The organism is Bradyrhizobium sp. CCGUVB14, assembly GCF_024199935.1.
GTDB lineage: Bacteria > Pseudomonadota > Alphaproteobacteria > Rhizobiales > Xanthobacteraceae > Bradyrhizobium.
The window spans coordinates 7,134,481-7,159,306 of record NZ_JANADS010000001.1 but is presented as its reverse complement, the minus strand read 5'-3'; the positions used below and the strand labels follow the sequence as shown (position 1 = coordinate 7,159,306).

Below are 24,826 nucleotides of genomic sequence, written 5' to 3'. Positions count from 1 at the left end.
AAAGACAGTTGGAGGAGATCATGCCCAAATCCGGTTCGACCGCGAAAATATCCCGCCGTACCGCGCTCGCCGGCCTCTCGGCCGGTGCGGCGCTGCTCGCCATGCCCCGGCTTGGACGCGCAGCGGATGAAACGATCCGCATCGGCTTTCCGACGCCGCTGACCGGCCCGTTCGCCGCGGAAGCGCGCGATCAGGTCAAGTGTGCGGAGCTCGCCGTCAAGCTCGTCAACGACAAGGGCGGCATCGGCGGCCGCAAGGTCGAGCTGTTGGTGCGCGACGACAAGCTCAACGCCGGCGAGGCCGCGACCCGCACTTTGGAGCTGATCGAAAAGGACAAGGTCCATGCCGTGGTCGGCGCGCTCTCGAGCGCCGTGCAGCTCGCAGTCAACGAGGTCACCCGTGCCCGCGGCGTGATCTATGTGTCGATCAGCCAGTCAGACACCATCAACGAGGCCAAGGATTTCAGCAAATACACCTTCCATGAGGCGCTGAACCCGCACATGACGACTTCTGCCGTGGCGCGGCAGACCCTGAAGAAGGGCATGAAGGTCGCACATCTGGTCGCGGATTATGCCTACGGCCATGAAATGCTGCGCGGCTTCAAGCGCGCGCAAGCTGCGATTGGCGCCGACAATGTCGGCGAGATCCTGCATCCGTTCGGCGCCGCCGACTATTCCACCTTCATGCCGCGCCTGATGTCGATGCGGCCGGACGTGCTCTGCATCTCCAATTTCGGCCGCGACCAGGCCAATGCGATCAAGCAGGCGGTCGATTTCGGCGTGAAGCAGCAGATGAAGATCGTCGTGCCCGTGATCCTGCATAACCAGCGCCTCGCGGTCGGCCCCGACGTGTTCGAGGGCGTGGTCGGCGGCGCCAATTACTATTGGGGTCTAGAGACCCAGAGCAAGACAGCGGCCGATTTCAACGCGGCCTTCAAAGCGGCCAATGCCGGCGCGATCCCGACCGACTACGGCGCGTACGGTTATTCCGGCGTCGGATCGCTGCTGGCGGCGATGCAGACCGCCGGCGGTACCGACACCGACAAGGTCGTCGATGCGCTGGAGAAGCTGCAATACGATCTGACCAAGGGTCCGCAGCATTACCGCAAATGCGACCATCAGTCGGTGCAGTCGGTGCTGGTGCTGGAGTCCAAGAAGAAGTCGGCCATGGCGAACGACAATGATCTGTTCGCCATTCTCGCCAACGACGCCGGCTCCGATGACATGCTGCGCAGCTGCAGCGAGCTCGGCCACGCGACCTGAAGCAGTGTGACGATGGACCTGTCGCTGATCATCATGCAGCTTCTCTCCGGGATCGCCCTTGGGGCGGTCCTGGTGATCACTGCGCTCGGATTGACGATCGTGTTCGGTATGTTGGGCGTGGTGAATTTCGCCCATGGCGCGCTGTTCATGATCGGCGCCTATGCGGGGCTGTATCTGGCGTCTCTCACCGGAAGCTTCTGGTGGGGTTTGCTGCTGGCGCCGATCCTGATGGGCGCCTTCGGCATGCTGATCGAGTTCGTCCTGATCCGCAGGCTCTACGGACGCTCGATCGACGATCCGCTGCTGCTCACCTTCGGTCTGAGCTACATCCTGGTCGAGGGCGTGCGCATCGTGTTCGGCAGCGACGGCATTCCGTTCCCGACCCCGCCGCAGTTGATCGGCGTGCTTGATCTCGGTATCGGCTTCTTCCCGCGCTATCGCCTGTTCGTGATTGCGCTGGTCGCCGTGGTACTTCTGTTGCTCTGGCTGGCCTTGGAGAAGACCCGTATCGGCCTGATCGTGCGCGCCGGCGCGCGTGATCCTATGATCATGCAGGTGCTTGGCGTCGATATCGGCCGGGTCTGGCTTGCGATCTTCGGCCTTGGTGTCGCGCTTGCCGCGCTTGGCGGTGTGCTCGCGGGCCCCATGCGCAGCGTCAATCCGGAGATGGGCTCGCTGGTGCTGGCGGAAGCCTTTGTGGTCACGGTGATCGGCGGCCTCGGTTCGATCGTGGGTGCCGTCGTCGCCGGTCTCATGGTCGGCATTTCCATCAGCCTGGTGGCGCTGTTTGCGCCGGAAATGGCGACCATCGTCATGTTCGCCCTGATGGCCGTGGTGCTGCTGATCCGCCCGCAAGGCCTGTTCGGCGTGAGGGGGAGAACCGCGTGACGTCACCTTCGAGCGGCGAAGCAGTCGCCAAGCCCGCGTCCGGCGGCCTCGGCTGGCTTCTTGAGCAGCGCGTGCTGCTGTCGGTTGCGGTGCTGGCCGTGTTGCCTTGGCTGCTGCCGTCGCAGGCGCTGGCCGTCAACGTCCTGATCTACGGCGTCGTGGTGATGGGCTATAATCTGTTGTTCGGCTACACCGGGCTGCTGTCGTTCGGCCAGGCGGCGTTCTTTGGCGCGGGTGCCTATTTCACCGGGATCGCGATCGGCCGCTACGGTTTGCCCTGGTTCATGGCGGTGCCGATCGCCGTTCTGCTCAGCACCTGCCTTGCCGCCGCGATCGGAATCGTCTCGACGCGGACGCGCGGTATTTATTTCTCCATGGTGACGCTCGCGCTGGCCCAGCTCGTCTATTACGTCGCACTGCAGGCCGCGTCATTCACCGGCGGCGAGAATGGCCTGCGCGGCTTCACCGTCGACCGCATCAACCTGTTTGGTCTCTCCGTCAACTTCCTCGATCCCGTTAACAAATATTACGTGCTGATGGCGCTCGCGGCGCTCGCCATGTGGTTCCAGTCGCGCATCCTGAACTCGCCATTCGGCGCGGTGATCGAGGCGATCCGGGAGAACGAACAGCGGGCGCGGGCTTGCGGCTACAATGTCGAGCGCAGCAAGCTGATCGTGTTCATGCTGTCGGGCGCGATCTCCTCGCTCGGCGGCTGCATGTTGGCACTGCATCTGTCGATCGTGCCGCTGGATATCCTGCACTACCAGACGTCGGGCATGATCGTGATGATGGTGCTGCTCGGCGGCGCCCGCAGCTTCTTCGGGCCCTTCGTCGGCGCGGCCACATTCCTTGTCCTGGAGGACGTCATCTCGGTCTGGACGCCGCACTGGCAGATCTTCGTCGGCGCGATCTTCGTGCTGTTCGTGCTGTTCCTGCCCAAGGGGATCTGGGGCACGCTGCTGGACGCGCTGGGTGTCGGAAAGGCGCGGCCATGACCGGCGAACTGCTTCGTGCCGACGGCATCGGCAAGCGCTTTGGCGGCTTCACCGCGCTCGAGGGCATCACCGTGTCCTTTGCTGCGGGCCAGCTCACCTCGATCATCGGGCCGAACGGGGCGGGCAAGAGCACCTTCTTCAACATCCTCTCCGGCGCGCTGACGCCGACCTCGGGCAAGCTGCACTTCCGCGGGCGTGAGTTGAACGGCTTGCCGCAGCATCGCTTCGTGCATCAGGGCATCTCGCGCTCCTACCAGATCACCAACATCTTCCCGGACTTGTCCGTGCACGAGAACGTGCGCGTGGCGGCGCAGGCGCTGAGCGTCAGCTATGACATCTGGCGCAACCGCGCGCATTTGCCGGAGCTCAATGCCAAGGCCGACGCCGCGCTCGACGCGGTCGGCCTGCTCGACAAGCGCGGCGAGCTGGCAAAATTCCTCTCGCATGGCCAGCAGCGCGCGCTGGAGATCGCAATCGCGCTGGTCTCGGAGCCGGAACTGCTGCTGCTCGACGAGCCGACCGCCGGCATGGGGCCGGAAGAGACCAAGGACATGGTCGCACTGCTGGAGCGGCTCGCCGACAAGCGCACCGTGCTGCTGGTCGAGCACAAGATGAAGATGGTGCTGGGCCTCTCCAAGCGCGTCGTGGTGCTGCATCACGGCCGCCTGCTGGCGGACGGCGCGCCCGACGAGATCAGGAGCAATCCGGAGGTCCGCCGGGTCTATCTCGGACAGAGTGAAGGTTATGGCTGAGACCGCGCTGCTCGATATCAACGATCTCCATGCCTGGTACGGCGCGAGCCACATCCTGCACGGCATCTCGCTGCACGTGAAGGAGGGCGAGGTGGTCGCGCTGGTTGGCCGCAACGGTGCCGGCAAGACCACGACCTTGCGGGCGATCATGGGGCTGATGCCGAAGGCGACGGGGCACGTCCGTTTTGCTGGCAAGGAGCTGTTGCCGCTCCGCGCCCATCAGCGCTTCCACCTTGGGCTTGCCTATGTCCCCGAGGAACGGCGCATCGTTCCCGGTCTTACCGTGCGCGAAAACCTGCGGCTCGGCCTCGTGGCAGCCGGCCGCGCGATCGACGAGCGCGCAGCGATCGACGAGATCGCCGAGACGTTTCCGCGGCTGAAGGAGCGGCTCGACCAGGAGGGCGTGACGCTCTCCGGCGGCGAGCAGCAGATGCTGGCGATCGCGCGCGCGCTGATCGCCGATCCCAGGATGATCCTGCTGGACGAGCCCTCGGAAGGCATCATGCCGGTGCTGGTCGAGGAGATGGGCGTGCTGTTCCGCCGCCTGCGCGACGCAGGCAAGACGCTGCTGCTGGTCGAGCAGAACGTCGAATGGGCCTTGCGCCTGGCCGACCGCGCCGTGATCATCGATCAGGGCGAGGTCGTGCATGAGAGCAGTGCGGCCGCACTGCTCGCGGACAAGGACATCCAGGAGCGCTATTGCGCGGTGTAATGCCTCAGGCGACGACCTTGCTGGTTGAGCCGTGCAGGCGCTCGCGTTCCTTGGCGAGATAGTCCTCGATTGCCGCGCCCGGCATGGGCTTTGCGAAATAATAGCCCTGGATGAAGTCGCACCCGAGCCGGCGCAGCGTGTCGAGCTGGGCGCGGGTCTCGACGCCCTCGACCACGCAGGCGATCTCCATGTCGTCGCAAAGGCCCGTGAGCGACTTGATGATCTTGTGGCTGACCGGATTCTCGTTGATGTCCGCGACGAAGCTGCGGTCGATCTTGAGCTTGTCCAGCGGCAGGCGGTGCACATGGCTCAGCGAGGAATAGCCGGTGCCGAAATCATCCAGCGAGATGCCGCAGCCCATCGCCTTCAGCGTCGCGATCGATTGCTGGGCACGGACGAAGTCGAAGGTGACGGCCGTCTCCGTGATCTCGAAATCGATCCGGTGCGGCGGCAGGCCGCTCCTCTCGATGATGGCGATCAGCGGCAAAATGCCCTCGGCCGCGCAGACGTCGTGGGCGGAGAGATTGAACGACAGGCGGATGTGGTCGGGCCAGGACTTTGCGGTCGCGAGAGCGCGCGCCAGCAGCACCTGCGTCAGCGGCCGGATCAGGCCGATGCGCTCGGCCGCCGGGATGAAGTCGGCGGGCGAGACCCAGCCGAGGCGAGGGCTGTGCCAGCGCGCCAGGGTCTCGAAGCCCGCAGTGTGCTCGCTCATGGCATCGACGATCGGCTGGAACACCAGCTCCATCTCGGCGCCGAAATCGGACGTCCGCAGCAGGTTCTCGATCACGCCACGGCTGCGGATCTCCGCCTCGAGTTCGCCCGAGAAGATCACGGTGCGGCCGCGCTGGTGGCGCTTGGCGTGGTAGAGCGAATAGTCGGCGCATTCGTACAGCGCTTCCGACGTCGTCGCGGAGTTCGGATAAAGTGCGAAGCCGATCGAACAGGACAGGCCGGTATGGGCGGTGTCGAGCTGGTAGGGCAGCTTGACCTGCTCGCCGATGCGCTCGCCGAGCCGCGCCAGATCGACATCCTCGGGGTCGCCGCACACGACGAGACCGAACTCGTCGCCGCCCAGGCGCGCAAACTCCACCCGTTGCGGTCCAAAGCCCTCGCAGACCTCGCGGATGCGGCGGCCGGCCTCGATCAGGACGCGGTCGCCGACGGAATGACCGTAATTGTCGTTGATCGGCTTGAAGCCGTCGAGGTCGATGATGCCGACCGCGACGTGAACGTGTCTGCGGTCGGCATCATTGAAGGCGCTCGCGAGCTCGGCGAAGAAGCGACGGCGGTTCGGCAGCTCGGTGAGGGAATCGAGGTTGGCGAGGCGGAAGTTCTCGTCCGAGAGCGCTTGGGTAGCCGCCTGCTGCATCAGCAGCGATTTGCGATTGGAGACGAGATCGGCGAAGTCGCGATAGTAGATGAACAGCACCGTCACCATCGCGCCGGAGACCAGCAGATTGTTGATGGCCATTGCCTTCAGCGTCGGCTCGCCGGTGACGAAGTAGAACAGCACATAGGGGACGTTGACGACGAGCGTCACGATCAGCGCGGCTGAACGCAGATGCATCAGGCAGAAGATGCAGCCGATCATGGTCACGGCCATGTAGAATGCGACCTGGCTCTTGGCGAAGGCATCACCATAGGGATAGAGCGCGAACGACCAGGCCGTAAAACCTGCAGCGATCGGTGCTGCGATCAAGTTGGTGAGGCGCAGATTGCGCAGAATGTCGGCGTCGCTGCGCACAACATGCCGCTGGCGCAGCCACCAGACGGTCCGAAGGGCGGTCACCGCGGTCAACACGGCCGGCACGATCATGCTCAGCGAGGCCGGCGCTAATGGCACGTAGGTATAAGCCACTGCGATCGTGTTGGTGATCAGGATGAAGTAGAGCAGGGGGATCTGCTTGGAGAAGGCGTCGAACTGCGCGCGCGTCAGATCCGGATCGGTCGGCACGCGAAACAGCCGCACCGTGGCGGCGAGACAGGCTTTCAAATCGACGGCAGGCATTGCAATCCGCGCCCCAAATCCCTTCAAACGAAAGCGATCTTGCACAGCGGGGGTAAAGAGCGCGTTAGACGGGTTCCACGAGGATGCGCCAGCGCTGGTTGCACGCGACCGCGGGATTTTCCACCCGCGTGCATTGGTGAGGGGCTGTTAAGGATATGCCGCGGAAGCGAGCGGCGTTTCGCGCGGCAGATCGTCCGAGATGGTCGCGGCTACGATCTGCTAACCATAGCAATCTCGGCCGCGCGCCGATTGCGGCGGTCGCGGACGACCGCCGCGCAGAGGTGACGGCGGCCTTCACTTCGCCGGTTGAAGCGCGGCCGTCTGCTTGGCGAGCGCCTTGTCGAAATCGTCCGACAGGCCAGTGGCGTAGGCCGGAAGCTCGCCCGGCTTGACGAATGGATTCGGCGTGGAGTTCTTGATCTGCTGCGCGCGCTTGTCCTGCATGCCATAGACCTCGGGATGCGGCCCGAGCAGCACGTCGATCTTCATCGCCTTGGCCTTGGCGAAGGTTGCGTGATAGTCGTCGACAATGCCGGGATAGGTCGGCTGGCCGACCAGGCGGTTCAACGCCACGGTGCCGCTGCAGAAGAACAGCACCTCGCGGTCCTGCCCGCCGTCCTTCACCGTCATCTCCCAGCTGGTGCAGCCCGGCGAATGGCCGGGCGTCTCATGCGCCGTCAGCGTGGTGTCGCCGAGCGTGACCTTGTCGCCTTCCTTCACCGTGCGATCGACCTTCACCGGAGGAAAGCCGAGGTCCGCGTTCTTCTCGTCGCCCGGATAGTAGCCGCCTTCGAGCAGCGGCTTGTCGCGCGCGCCGGCGACGAGCTGCGCGCCGCTGTCCTGCTTGATCTCGGCGAAGCCGCCGGTGTGGTCGAGATGGGCGTGGGTGTTGAGGATGTATTTGATGTCGGCGACCTTGAAGCCGAGCTTGGCGATGTTGTCCTTGATCATGCCGGTCGACTGCGGCATCGCGGTGTCCATCAGGATCAGGCCCTGCGACGTCTTGATGACATAGACGGCGATGCCGTCGGTGCCGACATAATAGATGTTGTCGATGAGCTGGAACGGCTCGAACGGCGCGGTCCACTTCACCATGACTGCCGCCAGGAAGTCCTTGATGGTCTGGGCTTGCGCAACTGGGGTGAAGAGCGCCATCGCGCATAGCGCGGCCGTGAGCTTTCTCATGGATCGTCCTCCCGGATTGTTGTTGTCGTTGCGACCGCGGGTGAGGCCGCGGGTCGTCGGGTCGCACGCTAGATGTTGCGCGATGCGGCAGCAACGGCCCGATGTTCGAAAAATGCCACGTCATGCGCGGAATAACGGCCGCTGTCCGGTTTGAGCATGGCGACGATTGCTGCACTGCGCCCATCGCGTTTGACCGCGTGCGAGCCGGCCGCCATAATTTGCGTCAAGACGGGCCAGAAAGACCCGTCAACATCGGGAGCTGAAATGACCAAATCATTGTCCGTCCTTGCGGGGACGCTGATGTCCCTCGTCTCCTTCACATCGATCGCCTTCGCGCAGCCGGCCTGCGTGACCCAGAACATGGCCGTGCCGCCGGGCGCCAACACCAGCGACAAGGCGGCGCCGTTCTTCATCGATACCACCGGCCTCGATTTCAAGACCACGCCGCCGACGCGCGATCCCTCCAATCCGAACTATCCGCGCGCGACCGAGCTGCCCGATGGCACCTTGCCGCCGCCGGGCGCCGAAGGCAATTTCATCATCGGTCCCACCCACAATCCGGCGCCCGAGACCATTGCGAAGGAGGGCGTGCCGCGCGGCACGACAAAATCCTTCACGCTGTCGTCGAAGGACAGCACGATCTACAATCCCGGCCTGATCCGCGACGACGTCGCCGGCTGCACCAATTCCTCGATCATGACGACGGTGACTGCGCCGGACGACAAGTCGAACATGATCGTCACCACCAGCCATCCCGGCATCTGGTCGCGCACCATCGACGTCTATGTGCCGGCGCAATATGTCCCTGGTACCGAAGCGCCCTTCATCGTGATCGGCGACGGCGGCTCCGCTGCCTACAAGGATCTGCCGACCACGCTCGACAATCTGATCGCGCAGCGCCGCGTGCCGCCGATGATCGCGATCCAGGTCGGCAATGGCGGGCAGGATGCGCAGGGCAGCCAGCGCGGCCGCGAATATGACGCGGTGTCGGGTGTCTATGCGCAGTTCATCGAGCGCGAGGTGCTGCCGCTGGTCGAGCAGAACGCCGGCGTCAAGCTCACCAGGAACCCCGAAGGACGCGCGACCACGGGGCTGAGCTCGAGTGGCGTGGCAGCCTTCACCATGGCCTGGTTCCATCCCGAACTCTATCACCGCGTGCTGGCGTTCTCGCCGACCATGGTCAACCAGCAATGGCCGCATGATCCGTCACTGCGCGGTGGCGCCTGGGAATATCACAGCGCATGGACGGGACCGGCCACGCCCAATCTCATCTCGAAGGCCGGCGTGCTGACGCCGGCCGAGCCGCCCGGCGTACCGCTGATCGTCGCCGCGCCGACCAAGCCGATCCGCTTCTGGTTCTTCGGCGGCGACCAGGATCTGTTCTATCCCAATCCGACCATTCCCGACGGCATGCACGACTGGACCTTGTCCAACGCGCTGATGGCAAAGGTGCTGGCGGAGAAGGGCTACCACTATCAGTTCCTGTTCGTGCGCAACGCCAAGCATGTCGATCGTCCCACGATCGCGCAAACGCTGCCCTCGGCACTGGAATGGGTCTGGAAGGGCTATCCGATCCCTTGATGCGGGAAGTGGCCTAGCGCCCGATCGTCACACCGGCGGTCGAGCGCATGGCGTCGCGCAAGCTCGTCGCGTTCATGTCGTCGAGCATCTGCCGCGTCAGCACGGTGGTCTGGCCGGGCGTGTCGAGGATGGTCTCGCCACGTGAGAAGGACAGCCGGTTGGCCTTGTAAGGGGATGCCGGATCGCTGGCAGGCGGCGCCGCATGGACGTGGCGCGGCCGCTTATGGGACGCGGCGAGCGCGCCTTGCGAAACGCAGAGCGCGGCGATCACGATCAGGCTTTGCAATTTTGCGGACATGCGATCTCCCATATCCCAGGCGTCAGCCTAGCATATGGGGCGCGTCATCGCAGAGGAAAAGGATCAGGCGAGGGCGGCCTGGCGTTCCCGCACCGGCTCGCGGGTGCGATCGGCGCCACGCGGCTCGGCGAGCCGGGTGAAGCTGCGCTGGCCCGCATGCACGGGCGCCTCGACGATCACGCCTTCGCAGACGATCTGGCCGCCGAGCATCTTGAATTCGAGCTTGTCGTAGCGCGGCATCGTCTCGCCGGGCTCGGGCGGCAGCAGTCCGATGCGCCCCTGGATATTCAGTGTGGCTTCGCCGGTGCCGTGAAGCCGCGGATTCCACATCCTGATCCCGGTCTCCGTCCAGCGTTGCCGGATCAGCGCGGCACGATCGGCGGGCTCGACGATCTTTGCGCGCGCCTTCGGCGTGCTCGGGCTCTTCGGAGTGGGCGCCGGTTCCGGGTCGACGTGCGTGGCGGCAACGGGTGCGTCAGCGATCGTCGCCTCGGCAAGAGTGGCCGCGACGGGCTCGGGATCGTTCGCGACGACCGGGTCGATCTCTGCGGCGACGCTGGGAGCGGGCTCGCTGTCGATGCTGGCCTCGACGACGACAGGCGCGGGGACCTCAGCGTCGACGACGACGACGGGCGTCTCATCGACCGCGATCGGCTCGATCTCCACGGCAGCGACGGCTACGGGTTCGTCTTCAGTGACGGGCTCGGAGACCGCGACCGGAATCGTCGCCATCTCGACAGGCGCAACGACGACTTGCTCCGTGACGATCGGCTCGACATCTTCAGGGAGTTCCGGAGCAGCATCGCGACCGACGACGGGCTCAGGTGCCTCGATTGCCTCGACCTCGACAGCGGAGACCGGTGTCCCGTTCACGAACTCGGGTTCGCATGTCGTCTGGAGTTCGACAGGCAGATCGCTGACGGCAACGGGCTCGGGAGCATCAACGGCTTCGACTTCGACAGCGGAGATCGAGGTCTCTTCGACGACGTCAGGTTCAACATCCGTCACGAGTTCCGCGGGCGGCTCGCTGCTGGTGAGTTCGGGCGCATCAACCGGCGCGATTGCGACCTCAAGCGACGGAACTGCGATCTCTTCGACGACGAGAGGCTCGACGCCTGCCGGCGTCTCCAGCGATGAATCGTCGTTGACGCTGATATCGGTCGCAGCCGCGATCGGGCTCTCTTCGATGACAGGGATAATAGTGTTGTCTTCGGTGACCGGGGCCGCGACTTCGATGCCGGCATCGCGATGCAACGGTTCCGTGCTGATGTCGGTATCGAGGGCCGGCGCAGCTTCGGCAACAGCGATGACGGCAGGCTCTTCTTCCGCTGCGATCGGCGCCACGTCGAGACTGCCGCTATGCGGCAGGGGCCGAAGCCGGTTGAACGCCCATTTCACCGCAGGAATGCGGCTCAGCAACGATATCAGTCTCGAAAGCACTGGGAGTTGTCCAAGAGGTACTCGGGCCGTAAGGGCAATCGCTGATTCGCCAGCAATGTGAAAAACTGCCCCGGCCGTCACACCCCTGTCAATCTAGGCGGGACCAATTGCAGAACATCTGCACAGCCTCGCGCCACAGCGTTCATTCGAAATGCATCGATGCGAGCGGATCTTCGTCGCGATCCGGCTGATGCGTTGGTGCATGCGGGACGGCCGCGTGCTCGGCCTTGCGGATGTGCTGATGCGCAAGGGCGTGCTTGTGGACCAGCGCCATGGTGAGCGCTTCGCAGTCCGTGGGTTCGCCGCCCCGGGCGCAGTCGATGCTTGACGACTGTCCGGGCCACGCCTGGGCCGGGCCCGCGATCGCAAGCGGCAGAATGATCAGGAGGGCGGCAGTGATGCTTGTCTTGGTCATGGGACGCTCCAAACCGTTTCACTGAATGGATCAGGCGAAACGGGCGATATTCCGCGGTGCCACATGATTGCGCGGCAGCTCACGCGGGGTTCAACGGCCGTGAGGCCGGCGTGAGGGCGTTCCCTGCGCAAACCGGTCCGGGAACCCGGATGCGACAAAGCACCGCCGCAACGTTCCGCGCCGCCTCGCTTAGGATATTCGGGCAGCAAGGCGAACCTTCGCATGTCCGATCCTCCGGAAGACAGGATCGTTCCGATCCGCTCGTTGCAAAGCGCGCGGCTTGACGAGCGCTTCGATGCAACGCTTGCGGATCTCGAGGCGCGCCGCGACGAGCTCGTGCGTGTCATCGCCCGTCTCACCGAAGGCCTGAGCGTGATCGATCAGGCGGGGGCAGATGCATCGGCGCAGTCGGCGCGCGATCTGATCGGTCTGCTGGCGACGGCCAAAGCCCAGCTCGACGAGATATCAAACATCATCACGAGGCTGCGGCCGCCATGACGTCATGCGGTGCTGCCCCGGCCGCTGATCTTGCGCCGAATGTCGGGCTTTCCTGCGTCGTCCTTCCCGCCTAGTTTGAAACATCGGGGGAGTGAGGACGACGCAATGAAGAAACTTGCCGCCATCGTCGCGGTTCTGGTCTGGTCGACAGGCGCCCACGCGCAGGACCGCAGCATCACCGTGGCCTCGACGACGTCGACGGAGCAGTCGGGCCTGTTCGGCTATCTGCTGCCGTTGTTCTCGAAGGCCGAAGGCATCGAGGTGAAGGTCGTTGCCGTCGGCACCGGCCAGGCGCTGGATATCGGGCGGCGCGGCGATGCCGACGTGGTGTTCGTCCATGACAGGCCGGCCGAAGACAAGTTCATGTCCGAAGGGCAGGGCGTGAAGCGCTTTGACGTCATGTACAACGATTTCATCATCGTCGGCCCGAAGAGCGACCCCGCGAAGATTGCCGGCGGCAAGGACGTCGCTGATGCCCTGCGCAGGATCGCGGCGGCAAAGGCGCCGTTCATCTCGCGTGGCGACAAGTCCGGCACGCATGCCGCCGAGCTGAGATTGTGGAAGGACGCCGGCATCGATCCTGCGACCGGGAAGGACAGCTGGTATCGCGAGATCGGGCAAGGCATGGGGCCGGCGCTGAACATGGCGTCGTCGTCGGGGGCTTACCTTCTGTCCGACCGCGGCACTTGGCTGTCGTTCAAGAATCGGGGCGAGCTTGCGATCCTGACCGAGGGCGACAAGCGGCTATTCAATCAGTACGGCGTCATGCTCGTCAATCCGGACAAGCATGCGAATGTGAAGGCGAAGGACGGGCAGGCCTTCATCGACTGGCTGATCGCGCCAAAGGGGCAGGATGCGATCGCCGGCTACAAGGTCGGCGGCGAGCAGCTATTTTTCCCCAACGCGTCCCACTAGCAGGAAGGCGACGGTCGAGACGGCGACGCTGAGCGCGAGCAGGATCAGTCCGAGCCCGAGCGCCAGCGGCAAATCGCCCTTGCTGGTCTCAAGCGCGATCGCCGTCGTCATGGTGCGGGTGAAGCCGCGGATGTTGCCGCCGACGATGATGATGGCGCCGACCTCGGCGATCGCCCGCCCGAACGCCGCGAGAAAGGCGGTCAGCAGCGAGGTCCGGCCGAGTGCGAACAAGAGGCCGATGCTGCGCAGTGTCGACAGTCCGTCGATCCGTGCGAGGTCGCCATATTCCGCCCACAGCAGGCTTGCCGGCCGATGCACCAGCGCAACCACGATCGGGGTCGCCAGCAGCGTCTGCGCAATCACCATGGCCGCCGGCGTGAACAGCAGGCCCGCTGCGCCGAGCGGGCCGGAGCGCGACAGCAGAAGATAGAGTGCAAGCCCGACCACGACGGGCGGCAGTCCGAGCAGCGCATTGGTCAGCACGATGACCACCTGCCGCCCGCGAAAGCGGGTGATCGCCAGCAGTGCCCCGAGCGGCGCGCCGATCAGCAGCGCGATGATGCTGGCCGTCAGGCTCACGCGCACCGACAAGGCGACGATACCGAGCAGCTCCGGATCGGCTTCGCCAATCAGCGTGAACGCGGCAACGATGGAGCGTGCGAAGTCGTTCATCCGGCCTGATGCCCCAGGGCCAGGCCGCATGTCATGAGATGGTCGATATCGTGGCTGCGATGCCGCTTCACACTGGTCCCTGCCGTTCCCGCCGACAGTCAGAGAATACAGGTGACGAGCGGTTTGGACACTCTATTCATTCGTAGGCAGCAGCGTGCTTCACGCTTGCTCTGCCCCACAGCCAGCCCGCCAGCGGAATGGCGAGGGCTGCCCCGATGAGCTGAGCGATCATGAAGGCCGGCACGTCGTGCGGGGCGATGCCTGCAAAGGTGTCGGATAGCGATCGGGCCATGGTGACGGCGGGATTGGCAAACGACGTCGAGGCCGTGAACCAATAGGCCGATGTGATGTACAGGCCGACCGCGTAGGGAACGGCAGCCGAGGCTCGCGACGCGACGCCGAAGATCGTCAGCAGCAGTCCGAAGGTCGCCACCGCTTCGGCGAGCCACTGTCCCGCACCGCTTCGTTCGGTCAGCGACATCTGGAGGACGGGCAGCCCGAACATCAGATGCGCAATCCACACGCCGATGATTGCGCCGGCGATCTGCGCGACAATGTAGATCGCAGCGTCGATCCAGGCCACTTCGCCGCGTAGCGCAAAGGCCAATGTCACCGCCGGATTGAAATGGGCGCCTGACACGGAAGCAAACATCAGGATCAGCACGACGAGAATGGCGCCGGTGGCGATGGTGTTGCACAGGAGCGCCAGCGCGACATTCCCGCCCGCGAGCCTCTCGGCCATGATCCCCGAGCCGACCACCGCGGCGAGCAGGAACGCCGTCCCGAGCCATTCGGCAAATGCGCGCTGTGCAAGGCCCGGCATCAGGCGCTGCGATCCAGCCGGACGCGCTCGCCGTCTTCCTTGACGAACTCGCCCTGCTGCGGGGGCAAGAGATCCAGCACCTGCTCGGACGGGCGGCAGAGCTTCACGCCTTTCGGCGTGACCACGATCGGCCGGTTGATCAGGATCGGATGCGCCATCATGGCGTCGAGAAGCTCGTCGTCGGTCAGGTCAGGGTTGTCGAGCCCGAGCTCGGCATAGGGCGTGCCCTTCTCGCGCAGCAGCTCGCGCACCGAAAGACCCATGCGTATGGCCAGCTGCTGCAACAGGGCACGTGACGGCGGCGTCTTGAGATACTCGATCACATGCGGCTCGATGCCGGCGTGCCGGATCATGGCAAGCGTGTTGCGCGAGGTGCCGCAGGCGGAATTGTGGTAGATGATTGCGTCCACTGCCGCCACCTTCAGCAACAGGCCTGTGACGGCTTTGGCGCGGCCTGCGGCGCGCAGCAGGCGCCTGTCTTCTCATGCGCAACTCGCGCGCGGTTCTCACCGCTGCCATCGCCGTAGTCGATGCTTTCGCCGGTGGTATGAAAAGTCTCCCACGCGATGCCGGCGGGATCGTCGATCCATGATTTCTCCGACTTGGCGTAGCAGCAGGCCGTCTGCCCCTGCTCGATGATGTCGCCGCCGGCCTGGTGCAGCCGCGCATAGACCTCTTGCAGCTCGTCGTGGGTCTCGACCTGGATGCCGAGATGGTCGAGGCCTGGCGTGCGCCCGCGCGTCGAGATCGCGAAATTGACACGAGGGTCTTCGAGCATCCATTTGGCGTAGTCGGGCTTCACCACGGAAGGCTTGCTCGCGAACAGGGCGGAGTAGAATCCGATCGAGCGGGAGAGATCGTCGACGGACACGTGAACGTGCAGGCGCTTCATGCTCTGTCCTTTCAGGCCAAAACCTTGTTGCGCTTTCGCGCGGATTTCGAGGACGATGCGGGCGTGCAGGAGACGCCGCCGCAGCAGTTTTCGGTGAGGAAGCCGACCAGCGCATTCATGGTCTCGAACCGCGCCGCATAGATCATCGAGCGCCCTTCGCGCCGCACCGTGACAAGGCCGGCCATCCGCAGCCGGTCGAAGTGAAACGTCAGCGTATTGGGCGCGAGATCCAGCGCCTCCGCGATTGCGCCTGCAGTCATGCCTTCGGGGCCGGCCTGCACCAGCAGGCGGAAGACATCGAGACGATTGTCCTGCGCCAGAGCGGCGAGCGCCGTGACGGCATCTGTCTTTTCCATATTTCAACGATTATTGAAATGATGGTCGCGCGTCAACTTGAATCTCGGCATTTCAGGGGGCGGAACGGGCCGCAAAACTCGGGCCGATCGGGCCGCGAGACCACGAAATCATGCCCTTTGCCAGCGGAAAGGCGACTTTATTCTCGCCACGGATGGGTTAAGGAAGAGCCTGGATGCGGTGCAGCACTCAAGGCGGCCCGCGGCTCGAAATTCAGGTCAAACCGGGCATGCTGCCGCTCAAGGTCGCGCCCGCTCAACGAGAAGGACGTCATTCCATGATCAATACCGTTGGCATCATCGGAGCAGGGACCATGGGCAACGGCATCGCCCAGATCTGCGCCGCGGCCGGGCTTTCGGTCGTGATGGTCGACATCTCCGATGCGGCGGTGAGCCGCGGTGTCGCCACCGTCGGCGGCAGCCTCGAGCGCCTGGTCAAGAAAGAGAAGATGTCGGCGGCCGATCGCGACGCCACGCTCAAGCGCATCACCGGCACGACCGACCGCGCCAAGCTCTCCGATTGCGACCTCGTCATCGAGGCCGCGACCGAGAATGAGGAACTCAAGGTCAAGATCCTGAAGGACCTCTGCGCCACGCTGTCGCCGCGCACGCTGCTTGCGACCAACACCTCCTCGATCTCGATCACCAAGCTGGCGGCTGCGACCGATCGGCCCGATCGCTTCATCGGCATGCACTTCTTCAACCCGGTTCCGGTGATGGCGCTGCTGGAACTGATCCGCGGCCTGCAGACCTCGGACGACACCCACGCCAAGGCGCTCGATTTCGCCCAGCGCGTCGGCAAGGTGGCGATCACCGCCAAGAACAGCCCGGGCTTCGCCGTCAACCGCATCCTGTGCCCGATGATCAACGAGGCGATCTTCGCGCTCCAGGAGGGGATTGCGACCGCGGAGGAGATCGACGCCGGCATGAAGCTTGGCTGCAACCATCCGATCGGGCCGCTGGCGCTGGCCGATCTCGTCGGCCTCGACACCATGCTGTCGGTGATGGAGGTCTTTTATAAGGGCTTCAACGACCCCAAATACCGTCCGGCCCCCTTGCTCAAGGAAATGGTCGATGCCGGCCATCTCGGCCGCAAGACCGGGCAGGGCTTTTACAGCTACGGCGCTTGATTGCGAGGCGGGGTGCTAAGTACCCGCAGTTTGCGCTATCGCAAAGATGCGGTCGCGTGATTTGTCTAACATCGGATGAGGCGCTCCTTTTCCTTCTCCCCTTGTGGGAGAAGGTGGCGCGAAGCGCCGGATGAGGGGTTGGTTCCGCAAACTCAAATGTGTGAGTTTGTCGAGACAACCCCTCACCCGTCTCGCCGCTTCGCGGCGAGCCACCCTCTCCCACAAGGGGAGAGGGGAAGAAACAACGGACCACGACATGTCGGATCGACTGAAGGCCGAGCGGGACGCTGCGGCCGAACGGCGGAACCTGTTGACGCAGGATGCGATCGAGCGCACCGGGATCACCGAGGAGATGATCGGGGAACTCGTCACCCGTTTCTATGGACGCGTCCGCGAGGATGCGTTGCTTGGGCCGGTGTTCGCGATCGTGCAGAATTGGGACGAACATCTCGCCAAGCTCAAAGACTTCTGGTCGTCGGTGGTGCTGATGAGCGGGCGCTACCACGGCTCGCCGATGCGGGCGCATGTGCCGCTCAGCCTGGTCGGCGATCATTTCGACCGCTGGCTTAACCTGTTCGAACAGACCGCGCGCGAGGTCTGCCCGCCGCCGGCAGCCAGCCTCTTCATCGACAAGGCGCGACGCATCGCCGACAGTTTTGAGATGGCGTCGGCGACCATTGCGGGACGCATTGCGGCGCCGCGCCACGTGCTCCGGTCCTGAAATACAAAATGCCTGCCCGATAAACGTGCAGTTGAATCGCTTTCCGGTTGCATCGCGCCACGACTAGCGCGTTGCACCAATTCCAACATCATCGGTCTGATCTGCAAAATCATCATGCAGATCGCGCGGCATGACATTGAAATGGCAAAAACGCGTTTGAATGCGTGCGATCGTGTTCAATCAAAGCGAGCATAGCCATATTGATGCACTGCGGCGCCAACTCTTCGCCTTCATTTCGGCAGAGTTCCAGCGCCTGCTAGCATGCATGTCGCGCGCATCATTCAGCACCTCATCATCATCCGACAGCAATGCGGAAACCGAAGCCGATGTGAGCGCGGAGCAAACGCGGCGAACGCTGCTGCTCGGCGCGCTCGCCACCACCGCCTGTCTCGGCTGCTCCGCGCCCGCGCGCGCAGGCGAAGATCCGCCCGGCTCGGACGAGCGGCCGCAGAAGGGCGATGCGCTCGTGTTCTCCGAAGGCGACAACGAAGGAAAGCTCATCAAGGCATCCGATCTGACGCTTGGCGGGCCGCCGGTGCATGCCTGGCCGCAGGATCCCAAGACATCGGTGGTGCGCAGTGCCTCGCGGCTGAACGAGATCCTGATCATCAAGCTCGATCCTGCCGAGCTCGACGAACAGACGCGCGCGCGTGCCGTCGACGGCATTGTCGCCTATTCGGCGATCTGCGCCCACGCCGGTTGTCCCGTCACCGCCTGGGTCAAGAGCGATGTCGGCGACAAGGACGTGTTCAAGTGCATGTGCCACAACTCCGAATACGACCCACGCGCGGGTGCGCAGGTGGTGTTCGGGCCGGCGCCGCGGCGGCTTGCCGCGCTGCCGCTGGCGCTCGCTGACGGTTCGCTCAGCGTCGCGGGCGGTTTCATCGGAAAGGTAGGTGGCGCGCAGCCGGGATGATGGACGTTGCGGGATGTGCCCGCCTCACGAGAGGCCGCATCCGCCGAGGGGCGGATTTCGGGACGAACGACAAGAATTCAACACAAGAATTCAATCGGATGAAAAAGGGGAAACGTCCATGAAAAGGTCAATGACCAGGAAGCAATTACTGCTGTCCGGCTTCGTCGCCTTCACCTGTGTTGCCTCGACCGCCGCGATCGCGGGCCCGATCGAGAGCTATGCGCCCGTCACCCAGCAGCGCCTGGAGAATCCGGAACCGAGCAACTGGATGCTCTATCGGCGCACCTATGACGGGCAGGGCTATAGCCCGCTCGAGCAGATCAACACCTCGAACGTGAAAGACCTTACGCCGGTCTGGACGTTTGCCACCGGCGTGGTCGAAGGCCATGAAGCGCCGCCGATCGTCAACAACGGCGTGATGTTCGTGGCGACGCCGATGGGGCAGGTGATCGCGCTGAACGCGAAAACCGGCGACGAATATTGGCGCTACAAGCGTCAGCTTCCCGATGATCTATTCCAGCTGCATCCGACCAGCCGCGGCGTCGGGCTGTGGGAGGACATGCTCTATCTCGCCACCACCGATGATCACGTCGTCGCGCTCGATGCCAAGACCGGCAAGGTGGTGTGGGACACCAAGGTGCAGGATTACAAGAAGGGTCAGTACATGACCCTGATGCCGCTGATCGTCGACGGCAAGGTCATCGTCGGCGGTTCCGGCGGCGAACTCGGCGTGCGCGGCTACGTCGTCGCCTACGATGCCAAGGACGGCAAGGAACTGTGGCGCACCTTCACCATTCCTGGCGAAGGCGAGCCCGGTCACGACACCTGGCAGGGTGATGACTGGAAGACCGGCGGCGGCTCGGCCTGGATGACCGGCACTTACGACAAGGACACCAAGACGATCTATTGGGGTGTCGGAAACGCCGCGCCGTGGCCCGGCGAAACCCATCCCGGCGACAATCTTTACACGTCGTCGGTGATTGCACTCGATCCCAACAACGGCAAGATCAAGACCTACCACCAGTACCACCAGAACGATTCCTGGGACTGGGACGAGGTCGATGCGCCGATGCTGGTCGATCTGCAGCGCGACGGCCGCAGCTTCAAGAGCCTGATCCACCCCGGCCGCGACGCGATCTTCTGGGTGCTCGAACGTACGCCGACGAAGATCAACTACGTCGCCGGCTGGCCGTTCGTCGCCACCGACGTCTGGAAGGGCATCGACGCCGAAAGCGGCCGTCCGATCGTCGACATCGATCACAAGCCGACGATCGGCAAGCGCGTCGAGTTCTGTCCGTCTCTGTGGGGCGGCAAGGACTGGCCGTCGGCCGCGTACAGCCAGAAGACCGGTCTCGTCTATGTCCCCGCCAACGAGAATTTCTGCGGCGGCTTCACCGGTGAGAAGGTGCCGCTCAAGCCGGGCGAGCTCTGGCTCGGCACCAAGCCCGAGGACATCGGGTTGAAGGCGAAGCCCGGCGCCGATCATTTCGGCGAGCTCCAGGCCTGGGATCCTGCGACGGGCAAGAAGGTGTGGCAGCACAATTTCCCGAAGTCGCAGCTGTTCGGCTCGGTGACGGCGACTGCAGGCGATCTCATCTTCGCCGGCGGCACCAACGACCGCAACTTCCGCGCCTTCGACGCCAAGAGCGGCGCAGTGTTGTGGGAGCAGAAGACCAATTCCGGCATCATGGGCATGCCGGTGTCCTATGAGATCGACGGCACGCAATATATCGCGATCCAGTCGGGATGGGGCGTGGACGCGCAGCGCATCCAGGACGCGCTCGCGACCAACAATATCGGCATCGAGTCCAACGTGCCGCAAGGCGGCGTGATCTGGGTGTTCGCGCTGAAGAAGTAAGCTCCGCGGCGGATCGAATTAGGCGGAGCAGCAGGGGGGTGGCGAGTGCGGCGGACGGTCAACGTCCGCCGCATTTTGCGTGGGGTGATGGGATTGCGGCCGTTGCTACGCGCTCGTCATGCCCGGGCTTGTCCCGGGCATCCACGTTCTCAGTGCTGCGGCAAATGTCGTGGATGGCCGGGACGAGCCCGGCCATGACGAAATGGGAGCATCAGTGCGCGAGAGCGTCCCGCACTACTTCCCCTGCCGGTCCACCTTGTCCTTTTCCGCCTGGTTCATCTCCCGAACCTTCGGATCGGTGCTGCTCTGTCCGGTGGTCTGGGTCGTGGAGGCGGGTGGGGCGCTGGCGTTGGGAAGCGAATTCTGTTCCGGCGCGGTGGGGCGTGTCGCCGTGGTCGGCGGCGCGGTGGTGCTCTGGGCGAACGCGGCTGTCGCGGTCAAAAGAAAGGCGCTCGACAGCAGCGAGACTGCGAGCGCCCTTGGAATGTTGGTCATCGATCTGCTCCTGTCAGATCGAAGAGAAACGGCGCGAGGCCGTCTCTGTTCCGTCAAGCCTCCAATTGCTTGCCGATCGGAAGCGCGCGGATGCGCTTGCCGGTCGCTGCGAAGATCGCGTTCGTCAGCGCAGGCGCAAACGGCGGCACGCCGGGCTCGCCAACGCCGCTCGGCGGCGTGTCGGGGCCGGGTGGCACGATGTAGACGTTGGTCACCAGCGGAGCCTCGTCGATCCTGATCACCTGGAAGTCGTCGAAATTCTTCTGCTCCACCTTGCCGTCCTTGAAGGTGACCGCGCCATATTTGGCGAGGCTCAAGCCCATGATCGCCGCGCCCTCGATCTGCGACGCGATGCGTTCGGGGTTGACATAGGTGCCGCAGTCGATCGCGGTGTCGACCCGCGGCACCGTCAGCTTGCCCTTCTCGTCGACGGCCACCTCGACGATGGTCGCGATGTAGCTGACGAAGCTGCGGTGCACGGCGATACCGAGGCCGTGGCCCTTTGGAACCTGACGGCCCCATTCGCCCTTCTCGGCGACCAGCTCGACCACCTTGCGCAGGCGCGCGGTGTCGATCGGGTAGCTGTCATAGGGCTCGCCGTAATTCCACAAGTCCTTCACCGCCGGCTTGACGATGCGGGGACTGCCGATCAGCGCCAGCAGCGTCTCCTTCTGGTCGCGGCCGGTCGCGTTGGCGATCTCGCCGACCATCGATTGGACGGCGAAAGCGCGCGGGATATTCGAGACCGAGCGGAACCAGCCGATGCGGGTGAACGCCGCAGCTTCCGGATTCTCGCAAGAGATATTTGCGATCTCGAACGGCATGTCGACGAGACCCATGCCGAGCTCGAACGCCGCCGCGTGCTTGGCGCCGGCCGCGAAGGTCGAGGCGATGGTGGGCGCCACGCTGCGGTGGCGCCAGGCGATCACCTTGCCGTCCTTGTCCAGGCCCGCCTCGATCCGCTCCGCCGAGACGGTGTGCAGGAAGTCGTGATGGAGGTCGTCCTCGCGCGTCCATTGCACCTTGACGGGCGTGCCGAGCTCCTTCGACAGCAGCGCGGCCTCGAGCGCAAAGTCGCATTTCGACTTGCGGCCAAAACCGCCGCCCAGCAGCGTGACATTGACGGTGACATTGCCCTCGGGGATGCCGAGTGTCTTGGCGACGTCCTCGCGGGTGCCGCCGGGGCTCTGCACCGGCGCCCAGATCTCCGCCTTGTCGCCCTTGACGTCGGCGACCGCGACCGGCGGCTCCATGCTGGCATGGGCAAGGTGCGGCAAGTAATATTCGCCGACCACGACCTTGGCGGCGGACTTCAGCGCGGCGTCCGCGTCGCCCTCCTGACGCACGACCAGGCCCGGCTTGCGCGAAGCCTCCTCGAGCTCCTTGCGGTAGGCGACCGAGTCGTACTTGCCGTTGGCGCCGTCGTCCCAGACGAGCTTCAGCGCGTCGCGGCCCTTGATCGCCGCGCCGGTGTTGCGGGCGATCACGGCAACGCCGCCGAGCGGCTGGAATTTCGACGGCCACGGCCAGCCCTGAACCTTCATCACCTTCTCGACGCCCGGCACCTTCAGCGCGGCGTCCGGATCGAACGAGGTGAGCTTGCCGCCGGTCACCGGCGGGCGGGCGATCACGGCGTATTTCATCCCGGGCAGGCGCACATCGGCGCCATAGCGCGCCTTGCCGGTGGTGATGTCGTGGAGATCGACGATGCTGACCTGGCCCTTGCCGAGATAGCGGAAGTCCTTCGGGTCCTTCAGCTTGAGGCCCTCGATGGCAGGCACCGATTCCTTGGCGGCATCTGCCGCGAGCTCGCCAAAGCCGAGCTTGCGGCCGCTGGCGCTGTGGACGACCTCGTGATTGACGGCCTTCACCTCGGTCGCCGGCACGTTCCAGCGCTTGGCCGCGGCCTGCTCCAGCATGGTTCGGGCAGAGGCGCCGATCTGGCGCATCGGGATCAAATAATGCCGCGTGCTGCGCGAGCCGTCGGTGTCCTGGTTGCCGAACTTGACCTCGTCGCCATGGGCCTGCTGCACCCTGACCTTGGACCAGTCGGCCTCCATCTCCTCGGCCACGATCAAGGGCAGGCTGGTGCGCACGCCGGTGCCCATCTCGGAGCGGTGGGCGAGGATGGTGACGGTGCCGTCGGGCGCGACCGCGACGAACACGCGCGGATCGACCACGACGCCATGCGGCATCTTGCCGGCGCCGGTCTCATAGGCAAAGGCCTGGCGCGACATCACGGGGGCGGCAAGCACGAAGCCGCCGGTGACGCCGAGCCCCTTCAGGATGCTGCGACGCGAGACCTTCTCGACCTTCAGATGCTTTTCGAAGCCACGAAGCTTGCGGGGATTGTCGATGAAATTCATGTCACACTCCCGTCGATGCGAGGTGGACGGCGTTCTCGATGCGCTGGTAGCAGCCGCAGCGGCAGATGTTGCCGGACATCGCCTCGCGGATCTGGTCATGCGACGGCTTGGGGTTGTCCATCAGCAGCGCAGCCGCCTGCATGATCTGTCCGGCCTGGCAGAAGCCGCATTGGGGAACATTGACCTGGCGCCAGGCCTTCTGGACGGGATGATCGCCATTGGGATGCAGCCCCTCGATCGTGGTGATTTCGCGCCCGGCGACGTCGTTGACCGAGGTGATGCAGGCGCGGACCGCCTCCTTGTCGACGATGACGGTGCAGGCGCCGCACAGGGCCTGGCCACAACCGAATTTCGTGCCGGTTAACCCGGCCTCGTCGCGCAGGAACCAGAGTAGCGGGAGATCCGGGTCGCCGTCCCAGCTCTGTTCCTGGCCGTTGATCTTCAATTTGATCATGATCGTCCCTCGCTCTTCATAAGCTCGATGATTTCAGGATTTGCCGATGTCGATCGGCGAAATGGTCCGTACGTCGTGCCGTCGCATCTCCGCCTGTGATCCTCCGCGGGCAAATCCCGGCAGGAAGCTGAAATGCGAATCGTCATGTGCGGATGTGCTCGATACCTCCCGTTTTGTTCTTAATTGATTGAATGTCGCGCGGCATCATCACGGCGGAATGATAGCAGACATCGCGCCGGGTCGGCGTTCACAGCCAAGTGTTCTTAACGAGCTGTTCTCGACGGGAAAAGATCGCAACGAAGGTTGTCAAAAGCAGGGCGCGGCAACACGCCGCGCGATCGGCAAATACAAAATCTGCGCGAGGTGAAAAAAGCTTCGTCCGCCAGAGGGACTGCGCGGACGAAGCAGTAGTCCTCAGTCGAGGGAGGGAGAATCGCAAGGCGCGCTGACTTCAAGCAGGAAGAGGGCGGCACTGCGCAGTCATTCAGAGACCAGGACTGAGGGAGCGGAACGCGCTCGCATACGCAAAGTGCACAGGCGGCAAACTCGCCGCAATCATTCGAGAGCTGTCCGTCCCCTCCGATGACTCCCGAGGGGACGGACAATTGTCTTGCGGCCTTGTCAGGCGGCTTTGGCCTTCGCCACGTGGGTCGCGATCGCATCCATCAGCGCCGGCGACAGGCAATCATAGGGCTCGAGCCCGATTTCCTTCAGCCGCGACCGGATGCCGGCCATCTGTTCGGGCTTGACGCCGGATTCGATCACCGAGGAGACGAAGGCGGCGAATTGCGGCGCCTGCGAGCCCTGCTCCTGGAACAGCTCCGGATGAACGAAATCGAGCCCGTAGAACGGATGGTTCTTGTTCTCGATGCGGCCGAACATGTGGGTGCCGCAGGCCTTGCAGGCGTGACGCTGGATCACCGCCGAGGCGTCGACGATCTGGAGCTTGTCGCCGTTCTCGAGCACGGTGAGGTTCTGGCGCGGCACGACGGCCACGACCGAGAAGTTCGCGCCCTGCGGCTTCCAGCACTTGGTGCAGCCGCAGGCGTGGTTGTGCGCCACGTCGCCCTTGATGCCGACCTTGACCTGATGGTCCTTGCATTTGCAGGCGAGCGTGCCGCCGGCAAAGTGGCCGGTGCCTTGTTTGAGACCGTTGTCGATCGAGGGATGGAGTGCAGTCATGGGTCGATCCTC

At 64.3% G+C, this 24,826-nt stretch carries 27 protein-coding genes; 12 read left to right on the top strand and 15 right to left on the bottom strand.

The window, feature by feature from the left end:
• Positions 1–20 precede the first annotated feature (20 nt).
• The 5 genes from NLM32_RS33545 to NLM32_RS33525 are packed head-to-tail and all read left to right on the top strand — an operon-like array spanning position 21 to position 4,609.
• On the top strand, positions 21–1,262 hold the full coding sequence (locus NLM32_RS33545) for an ABC transporter substrate-binding protein (protein WP_254132986.1): 1,242 nt from the start codon (positions 21–23) through the stop codon (positions 1,260–1,262).
• A 12-nt stretch (positions 1,263–1,274) separates the two neighbouring features.
• The gene (locus NLM32_RS33540; RefSeq protein ID WP_254132985.1) at positions 1,275–2,150 is read left to right on the top strand and encodes a branched-chain amino acid ABC transporter permease; all 876 of its coding nucleotides are present in this window, start codon (positions 1,275–1,277) and stop codon (positions 2,148–2,150) included.
• The gene (locus NLM32_RS33535) at positions 2,147–3,145 is read left to right on the top strand and encodes a branched-chain amino acid ABC transporter permease (protein WP_254132984.1); all 999 of its coding nucleotides are present in this window, start codon (positions 2,147–2,149) and stop codon (positions 3,143–3,145) included. The genes NLM32_RS33540 and NLM32_RS33535 overlap by 4 nt, the downstream gene beginning before the upstream one ends.
• Positions 3,142–3,897 carry an ABC transporter ATP-binding protein gene (locus NLM32_RS33530; protein WP_254132983.1) on the top strand — a complete coding sequence of 252 codons (756 nt, stop codon included), beginning with the start codon at positions 3,142–3,144 and terminating at the stop codon, positions 3,895–3,897. The genes NLM32_RS33535 and NLM32_RS33530 overlap by 4 nt, the downstream gene beginning before the upstream one ends.
• Positions 3,890–4,609 (top strand): ABC transporter ATP-binding protein, encoded by a 720-nt coding sequence (locus tag NLM32_RS33525; RefSeq protein ID WP_254132982.1) that lies wholly within the window; start codon positions 3,890–3,892, stop codon positions 4,607–4,609. Before NLM32_RS33530 ends, NLM32_RS33525 begins: the two co-directional genes overlap by 8 nt.
• 4 nt (positions 4,610–4,613) lie before the next feature.
• Here NLM32_RS33525 and NLM32_RS33520 read toward each other — a convergent pair whose 3' ends face one another.
• The 3 genes from NLM32_RS33520 to NLM32_RS33510 form a co-directional block, all read right to left on the bottom strand.
• Complete coding sequence (locus tag NLM32_RS33520; RefSeq protein ID WP_254132981.1) at positions 4,614–6,620, bottom strand: bifunctional diguanylate cyclase/phosphodiesterase; 2,007 nt, start codon at positions 6,618–6,620, stop codon at positions 4,614–4,616.
• 294 nt (positions 6,621–6,914) lie between these two features.
• Entirely contained in the window at positions 6,915–7,805 is an 891-nt protein-coding gene (blaBJP, locus tag NLM32_RS33515; RefSeq protein WP_254132980.1) for a BJP family subclass B3 metallo-beta-lactamase, read from the bottom strand.
• A gap of 68 nt (positions 7,806–7,873) precedes the next feature.
• A complete protein-coding gene (locus NLM32_RS33510) occupies positions 7,874–8,077 on the bottom strand; it encodes a hypothetical protein (RefSeq protein WP_254132979.1) in 204 nt (67 codons plus the stop codon).
• On the opposite strand from NLM32_RS33510, the gene NLM32_RS33505 reads away from it, so the two are divergent.
• The gene (locus tag NLM32_RS33505; protein ID WP_254132978.1) at positions 8,070–9,386 is read left to right on the top strand and encodes an esterase family protein; all 1,317 of its coding nucleotides are present in this window, start codon (positions 8,070–8,072) and stop codon (positions 9,384–9,386) included. The two genes, NLM32_RS33510 and NLM32_RS33505, sit on opposite strands and share 8 nt — an antisense overlap.
• Positions 9,387–9,399: 13 nt before the next feature.
• Here the strand turns inward: NLM32_RS33505 and NLM32_RS33500 are convergent, their stop codons facing one another.
• The 3 genes from NLM32_RS33500 to NLM32_RS33490 form a co-directional block, all read right to left on the bottom strand.
• Positions 9,400–9,684, bottom strand: a complete 285-nt coding sequence (locus NLM32_RS33500; protein ID WP_254132977.1) for a TonB-dependent receptor plug domain-containing protein — start codon at positions 9,682–9,684, stop codon at positions 9,400–9,402.
• Positions 9,685–9,747: 63 nt separating this feature from the next.
• Entirely contained in the window at positions 9,748–11,103 is a 1,356-nt protein-coding gene (locus NLM32_RS33495) for a hypothetical protein (protein WP_254132976.1), read from the bottom strand.
• A gap of 163 nt (positions 11,104–11,266) precedes the next feature.
• On the bottom strand, positions 11,267–11,539 hold the full coding sequence (locus tag NLM32_RS33490) for a hypothetical protein (RefSeq protein ID WP_254132975.1): 273 nt from the start codon (positions 11,537–11,539) through the stop codon (positions 11,267–11,269).
• A gap of 222 nt (positions 11,540–11,761) precedes the next feature.
• Here NLM32_RS33490 and NLM32_RS33485 point away from each other — a divergent pair, with 222 nt between their 5' ends.
• Together NLM32_RS33485 and NLM32_RS33480 are read left to right on the top strand one after the other, a co-directional pair.
• On the top strand, positions 11,762–12,037 hold the full coding sequence (locus NLM32_RS33485; RefSeq protein ID WP_254132974.1) for a hypothetical protein: 276 nt from the start codon (positions 11,762–11,764) through the stop codon (positions 12,035–12,037).
• 105 nt (positions 12,038–12,142) lie between these two features.
• Positions 12,143–12,952, top strand: coding sequence for a substrate-binding domain-containing protein (locus tag NLM32_RS33480; protein ID WP_254132973.1), 810 nt, complete (start codon positions 12,143–12,145; stop codon positions 12,950–12,952).
• Here NLM32_RS33480 and NLM32_RS33475 read toward each other — a convergent pair.
• From NLM32_RS33475 to NLM32_RS33455, 5 genes are all read right to left on the bottom strand, one after another.
• The gene (locus NLM32_RS33475) at positions 12,926–13,624 is read right to left on the bottom strand and encodes an ABC transporter permease (protein WP_254132972.1); all 699 of its coding nucleotides are present in this window, start codon (positions 13,622–13,624) and stop codon (positions 12,926–12,928) included. The two genes, NLM32_RS33480 and NLM32_RS33475, sit on opposite strands and share 27 nt — an antisense overlap.
• A gap of 136 nt (positions 13,625–13,760) precedes the next feature.
• Entirely contained in the window at positions 13,761–14,447 is a 687-nt protein-coding gene (locus NLM32_RS33470) for an MIP/aquaporin family protein (protein ID WP_254132971.1), read from the bottom strand.
• The gene (arsC, locus tag NLM32_RS33465) at positions 14,447–14,857 is read right to left on the bottom strand and encodes an arsenate reductase (glutaredoxin) (protein WP_254132970.1); all 411 of its coding nucleotides are present in this window, start codon (positions 14,855–14,857) and stop codon (positions 14,447–14,449) included. Before arsC ends, NLM32_RS33470 begins: the two co-directional genes overlap by 1 nt.
• An 11-nt stretch (positions 14,858–14,868) precedes the next feature.
• Positions 14,869–15,339 (bottom strand): ArsI/CadI family heavy metal resistance metalloenzyme, encoded by a 471-nt coding sequence (locus NLM32_RS33460; RefSeq protein ID WP_254132969.1) that lies wholly within the window; start codon positions 15,337–15,339, stop codon positions 14,869–14,871.
• A gap of 11 nt (positions 15,340–15,350) precedes the next feature.
• Positions 15,351–15,695, bottom strand: a complete 345-nt coding sequence (locus tag NLM32_RS33455) for a helix-turn-helix transcriptional regulator (protein WP_254132968.1) — start codon at positions 15,693–15,695, stop codon at positions 15,351–15,353.
• A gap of 275 nt (positions 15,696–15,970) precedes the next feature.
• On the opposite strand from NLM32_RS33455, the gene NLM32_RS33450 reads away from it, so the two are divergent.
• The 4 genes from NLM32_RS33450 to NLM32_RS33435 all read left to right on the top strand — a co-directional run bounded on the left by NLM32_RS33450 (position 15,971) and on the right by NLM32_RS33435 (position 20,317).
• Positions 15,971–16,822, top strand: coding sequence for a 3-hydroxybutyryl-CoA dehydrogenase (locus NLM32_RS33450; protein WP_254132967.1), 852 nt, complete (start codon positions 15,971–15,973; stop codon positions 16,820–16,822).
• A gap of 256 nt (positions 16,823–17,078) precedes the next feature.
• Positions 17,079–17,543, top strand: coding sequence for a group III truncated hemoglobin (locus tag NLM32_RS33445; protein WP_254132966.1), 465 nt, complete (start codon positions 17,079–17,081; stop codon positions 17,541–17,543).
• A 265-nt stretch (positions 17,544–17,808) separates the two neighbouring features.
• Positions 17,809–18,459 carry a Rieske 2Fe-2S domain-containing protein gene (locus NLM32_RS33440; protein WP_254132965.1) on the top strand — a complete coding sequence of 217 codons (651 nt, stop codon included), beginning with the start codon at positions 17,809–17,811 and terminating at the stop codon, positions 18,457–18,459.
• Positions 18,460–18,589: 130 nt separating this feature from the next.
• Positions 18,590–20,317, top strand: coding sequence for a methanol/ethanol family PQQ-dependent dehydrogenase (locus NLM32_RS33435; RefSeq protein ID WP_254132964.1), 1,728 nt, complete (start codon positions 18,590–18,592; stop codon positions 20,315–20,317).
• Positions 20,318–20,551: 234 nt separating this feature from the next.
• On the opposite strand, the gene NLM32_RS33430 is transcribed toward NLM32_RS33435, so the two are convergent.
• The 4 genes from NLM32_RS33430 to gfa all read right to left on the bottom strand — a co-directional run bounded on the left by NLM32_RS33430 (position 20,552) and on the right by gfa (position 24,814).
• Complete coding sequence (locus NLM32_RS33430) at positions 20,552–20,812, bottom strand: hypothetical protein (protein ID WP_254132963.1); 261 nt, start codon at positions 20,810–20,812, stop codon at positions 20,552–20,554.
• Positions 20,813–20,865: 53 nt separating this feature from the next.
• Positions 20,866–23,178, bottom strand: coding sequence for a molybdopterin cofactor-binding domain-containing protein (locus NLM32_RS33425; RefSeq protein WP_254132962.1), 2,313 nt, complete (start codon positions 23,176–23,178; stop codon positions 20,866–20,868).
• A gap of 1 nt (position 23,179) precedes the next feature.
• Positions 23,180–23,632, bottom strand: a complete 453-nt coding sequence (locus NLM32_RS33420; RefSeq protein WP_254132961.1) for a (2Fe-2S)-binding protein — start codon at positions 23,630–23,632, stop codon at positions 23,180–23,182.
• A gap of 621 nt (positions 23,633–24,253) precedes the next feature.
• The gene (gene gfa / locus NLM32_RS33415; protein WP_254132960.1) at positions 24,254–24,814 is read right to left on the bottom strand and encodes an S-(hydroxymethyl)glutathione synthase; all 561 of its coding nucleotides are present in this window, start codon (positions 24,812–24,814) and stop codon (positions 24,254–24,256) included.
• Positions 24,815–24,826 lie beyond the last annotated feature (12 nt).

What these genes read in the sequence shown, in the direction of transcription:
- NLM32_RS33545 (WP_254132986.1), top strand. Translation starts at nt 21, where the DNA reads ATGCCCAAATCCGGTTCGACCGCGAAAATATCCCGCCGTACCGCGCTC.
- NLM32_RS33420 (WP_254132961.1), bottom strand. Translation starts at nt 23,632, where the DNA reads ATGATCAAATTGAAGATCAACGGCCAGGAACAGAGCTGGGACGGCGAC.
- NLM32_RS33530 (WP_254132983.1), top strand. Translation starts at nt 3,142, where the DNA reads ATGACCGGCGAACTGCTTCGTGCCGACGGCATCGGCAAGCGCTTTGGC.
- NLM32_RS33480 (WP_254132973.1), top strand. Translation starts at nt 12,143, where the DNA reads ATGAAGAAACTTGCCGCCATCGTCGCGGTTCTGGTCTGGTCGACAGGC.
- NLM32_RS33475 (WP_254132972.1), bottom strand. Translation starts at nt 13,624, where the DNA reads ATGAACGACTTCGCACGCTCCATCGTTGCCGCGTTCACGCTGATTGGC.
- NLM32_RS33425 (WP_254132962.1), bottom strand. Translation starts at nt 23,178, where the DNA reads ATGAATTTCATCGACAATCCCCGCAAGCTTCGTGGCTTCGAAAAGCAT.
- NLM32_RS33455 (WP_254132968.1), bottom strand. Translation starts at nt 15,695, where the DNA reads ATGGAAAAGACAGATGCCGTCACGGCGCTCGCCGCTCTGGCGCAGGAC.
- NLM32_RS33520 (WP_254132981.1), bottom strand. Translation starts at nt 6,620, where the DNA reads ATGCCTGCCGTCGATTTGAAAGCCTGTCTCGCCGCCACGGTGCGGCTG.
- NLM32_RS33450 (WP_254132967.1), top strand. Translation starts at nt 15,971, where the DNA reads ATGATCAATACCGTTGGCATCATCGGAGCAGGGACCATGGGCAACGGC.
- blaBJP (WP_254132980.1), bottom strand. Translation starts at nt 7,805, where the DNA reads ATGAGAAAGCTCACGGCCGCGCTATGCGCGATGGCGCTCTTCACCCCA.
- NLM32_RS33435 (WP_254132964.1), top strand. Translation starts at nt 18,590, where the DNA reads ATGACCAGGAAGCAATTACTGCTGTCCGGCTTCGTCGCCTTCACCTGT.
- NLM32_RS33500 (WP_254132977.1), bottom strand. Translation starts at nt 9,684, where the DNA reads ATGTCCGCAAAATTGCAAAGCCTGATCGTGATCGCCGCGCTCTGCGTT.
- NLM32_RS33440 (WP_254132965.1), top strand. Translation starts at nt 17,809, where the DNA reads ATGTCGCGCGCATCATTCAGCACCTCATCATCATCCGACAGCAATGCG.
- NLM32_RS33525 (WP_254132982.1), top strand. Translation starts at nt 3,890, where the DNA reads ATGGCTGAGACCGCGCTGCTCGATATCAACGATCTCCATGCCTGGTAC.
- NLM32_RS33445 (WP_254132966.1), top strand. Translation starts at nt 17,079, where the DNA reads ATGTCGGATCGACTGAAGGCCGAGCGGGACGCTGCGGCCGAACGGCGG.
- gfa (WP_254132960.1), bottom strand. Translation starts at nt 24,814, where the DNA reads ATGACTGCACTCCATCCCTCGATCGACAACGGTCTCAAACAAGGCACC.
- NLM32_RS33460 (WP_254132969.1), bottom strand. Translation starts at nt 15,339, where the DNA reads ATGAAGCGCCTGCACGTTCACGTGTCCGTCGACGATCTCTCCCGCTCG.
- NLM32_RS33470 (WP_254132971.1), bottom strand. Translation starts at nt 14,447, where the DNA reads ATGCCGGGCCTTGCACAGCGCGCATTTGCCGAATGGCTCGGGACGGCG.
- NLM32_RS33430 (WP_254132963.1), bottom strand. Translation starts at nt 20,812, where the DNA reads ATGACCAACATTCCAAGGGCGCTCGCAGTCTCGCTGCTGTCGAGCGCC.
- NLM32_RS33490 (WP_254132975.1), bottom strand. Translation starts at nt 11,539, where the DNA reads ATGACCAAGACAAGCATCACTGCCGCCCTCCTGATCATTCTGCCGCTT.
- NLM32_RS33540 (WP_254132985.1), top strand. Translation starts at nt 1,275, where the DNA reads ATGGACCTGTCGCTGATCATCATGCAGCTTCTCTCCGGGATCGCCCTT.
- NLM32_RS33485 (WP_254132974.1), top strand. Translation starts at nt 11,762, where the DNA reads ATGTCCGATCCTCCGGAAGACAGGATCGTTCCGATCCGCTCGTTGCAA.
- NLM32_RS33505 (WP_254132978.1), top strand. Translation starts at nt 8,070, where the DNA reads ATGACCAAATCATTGTCCGTCCTTGCGGGGACGCTGATGTCCCTCGTC.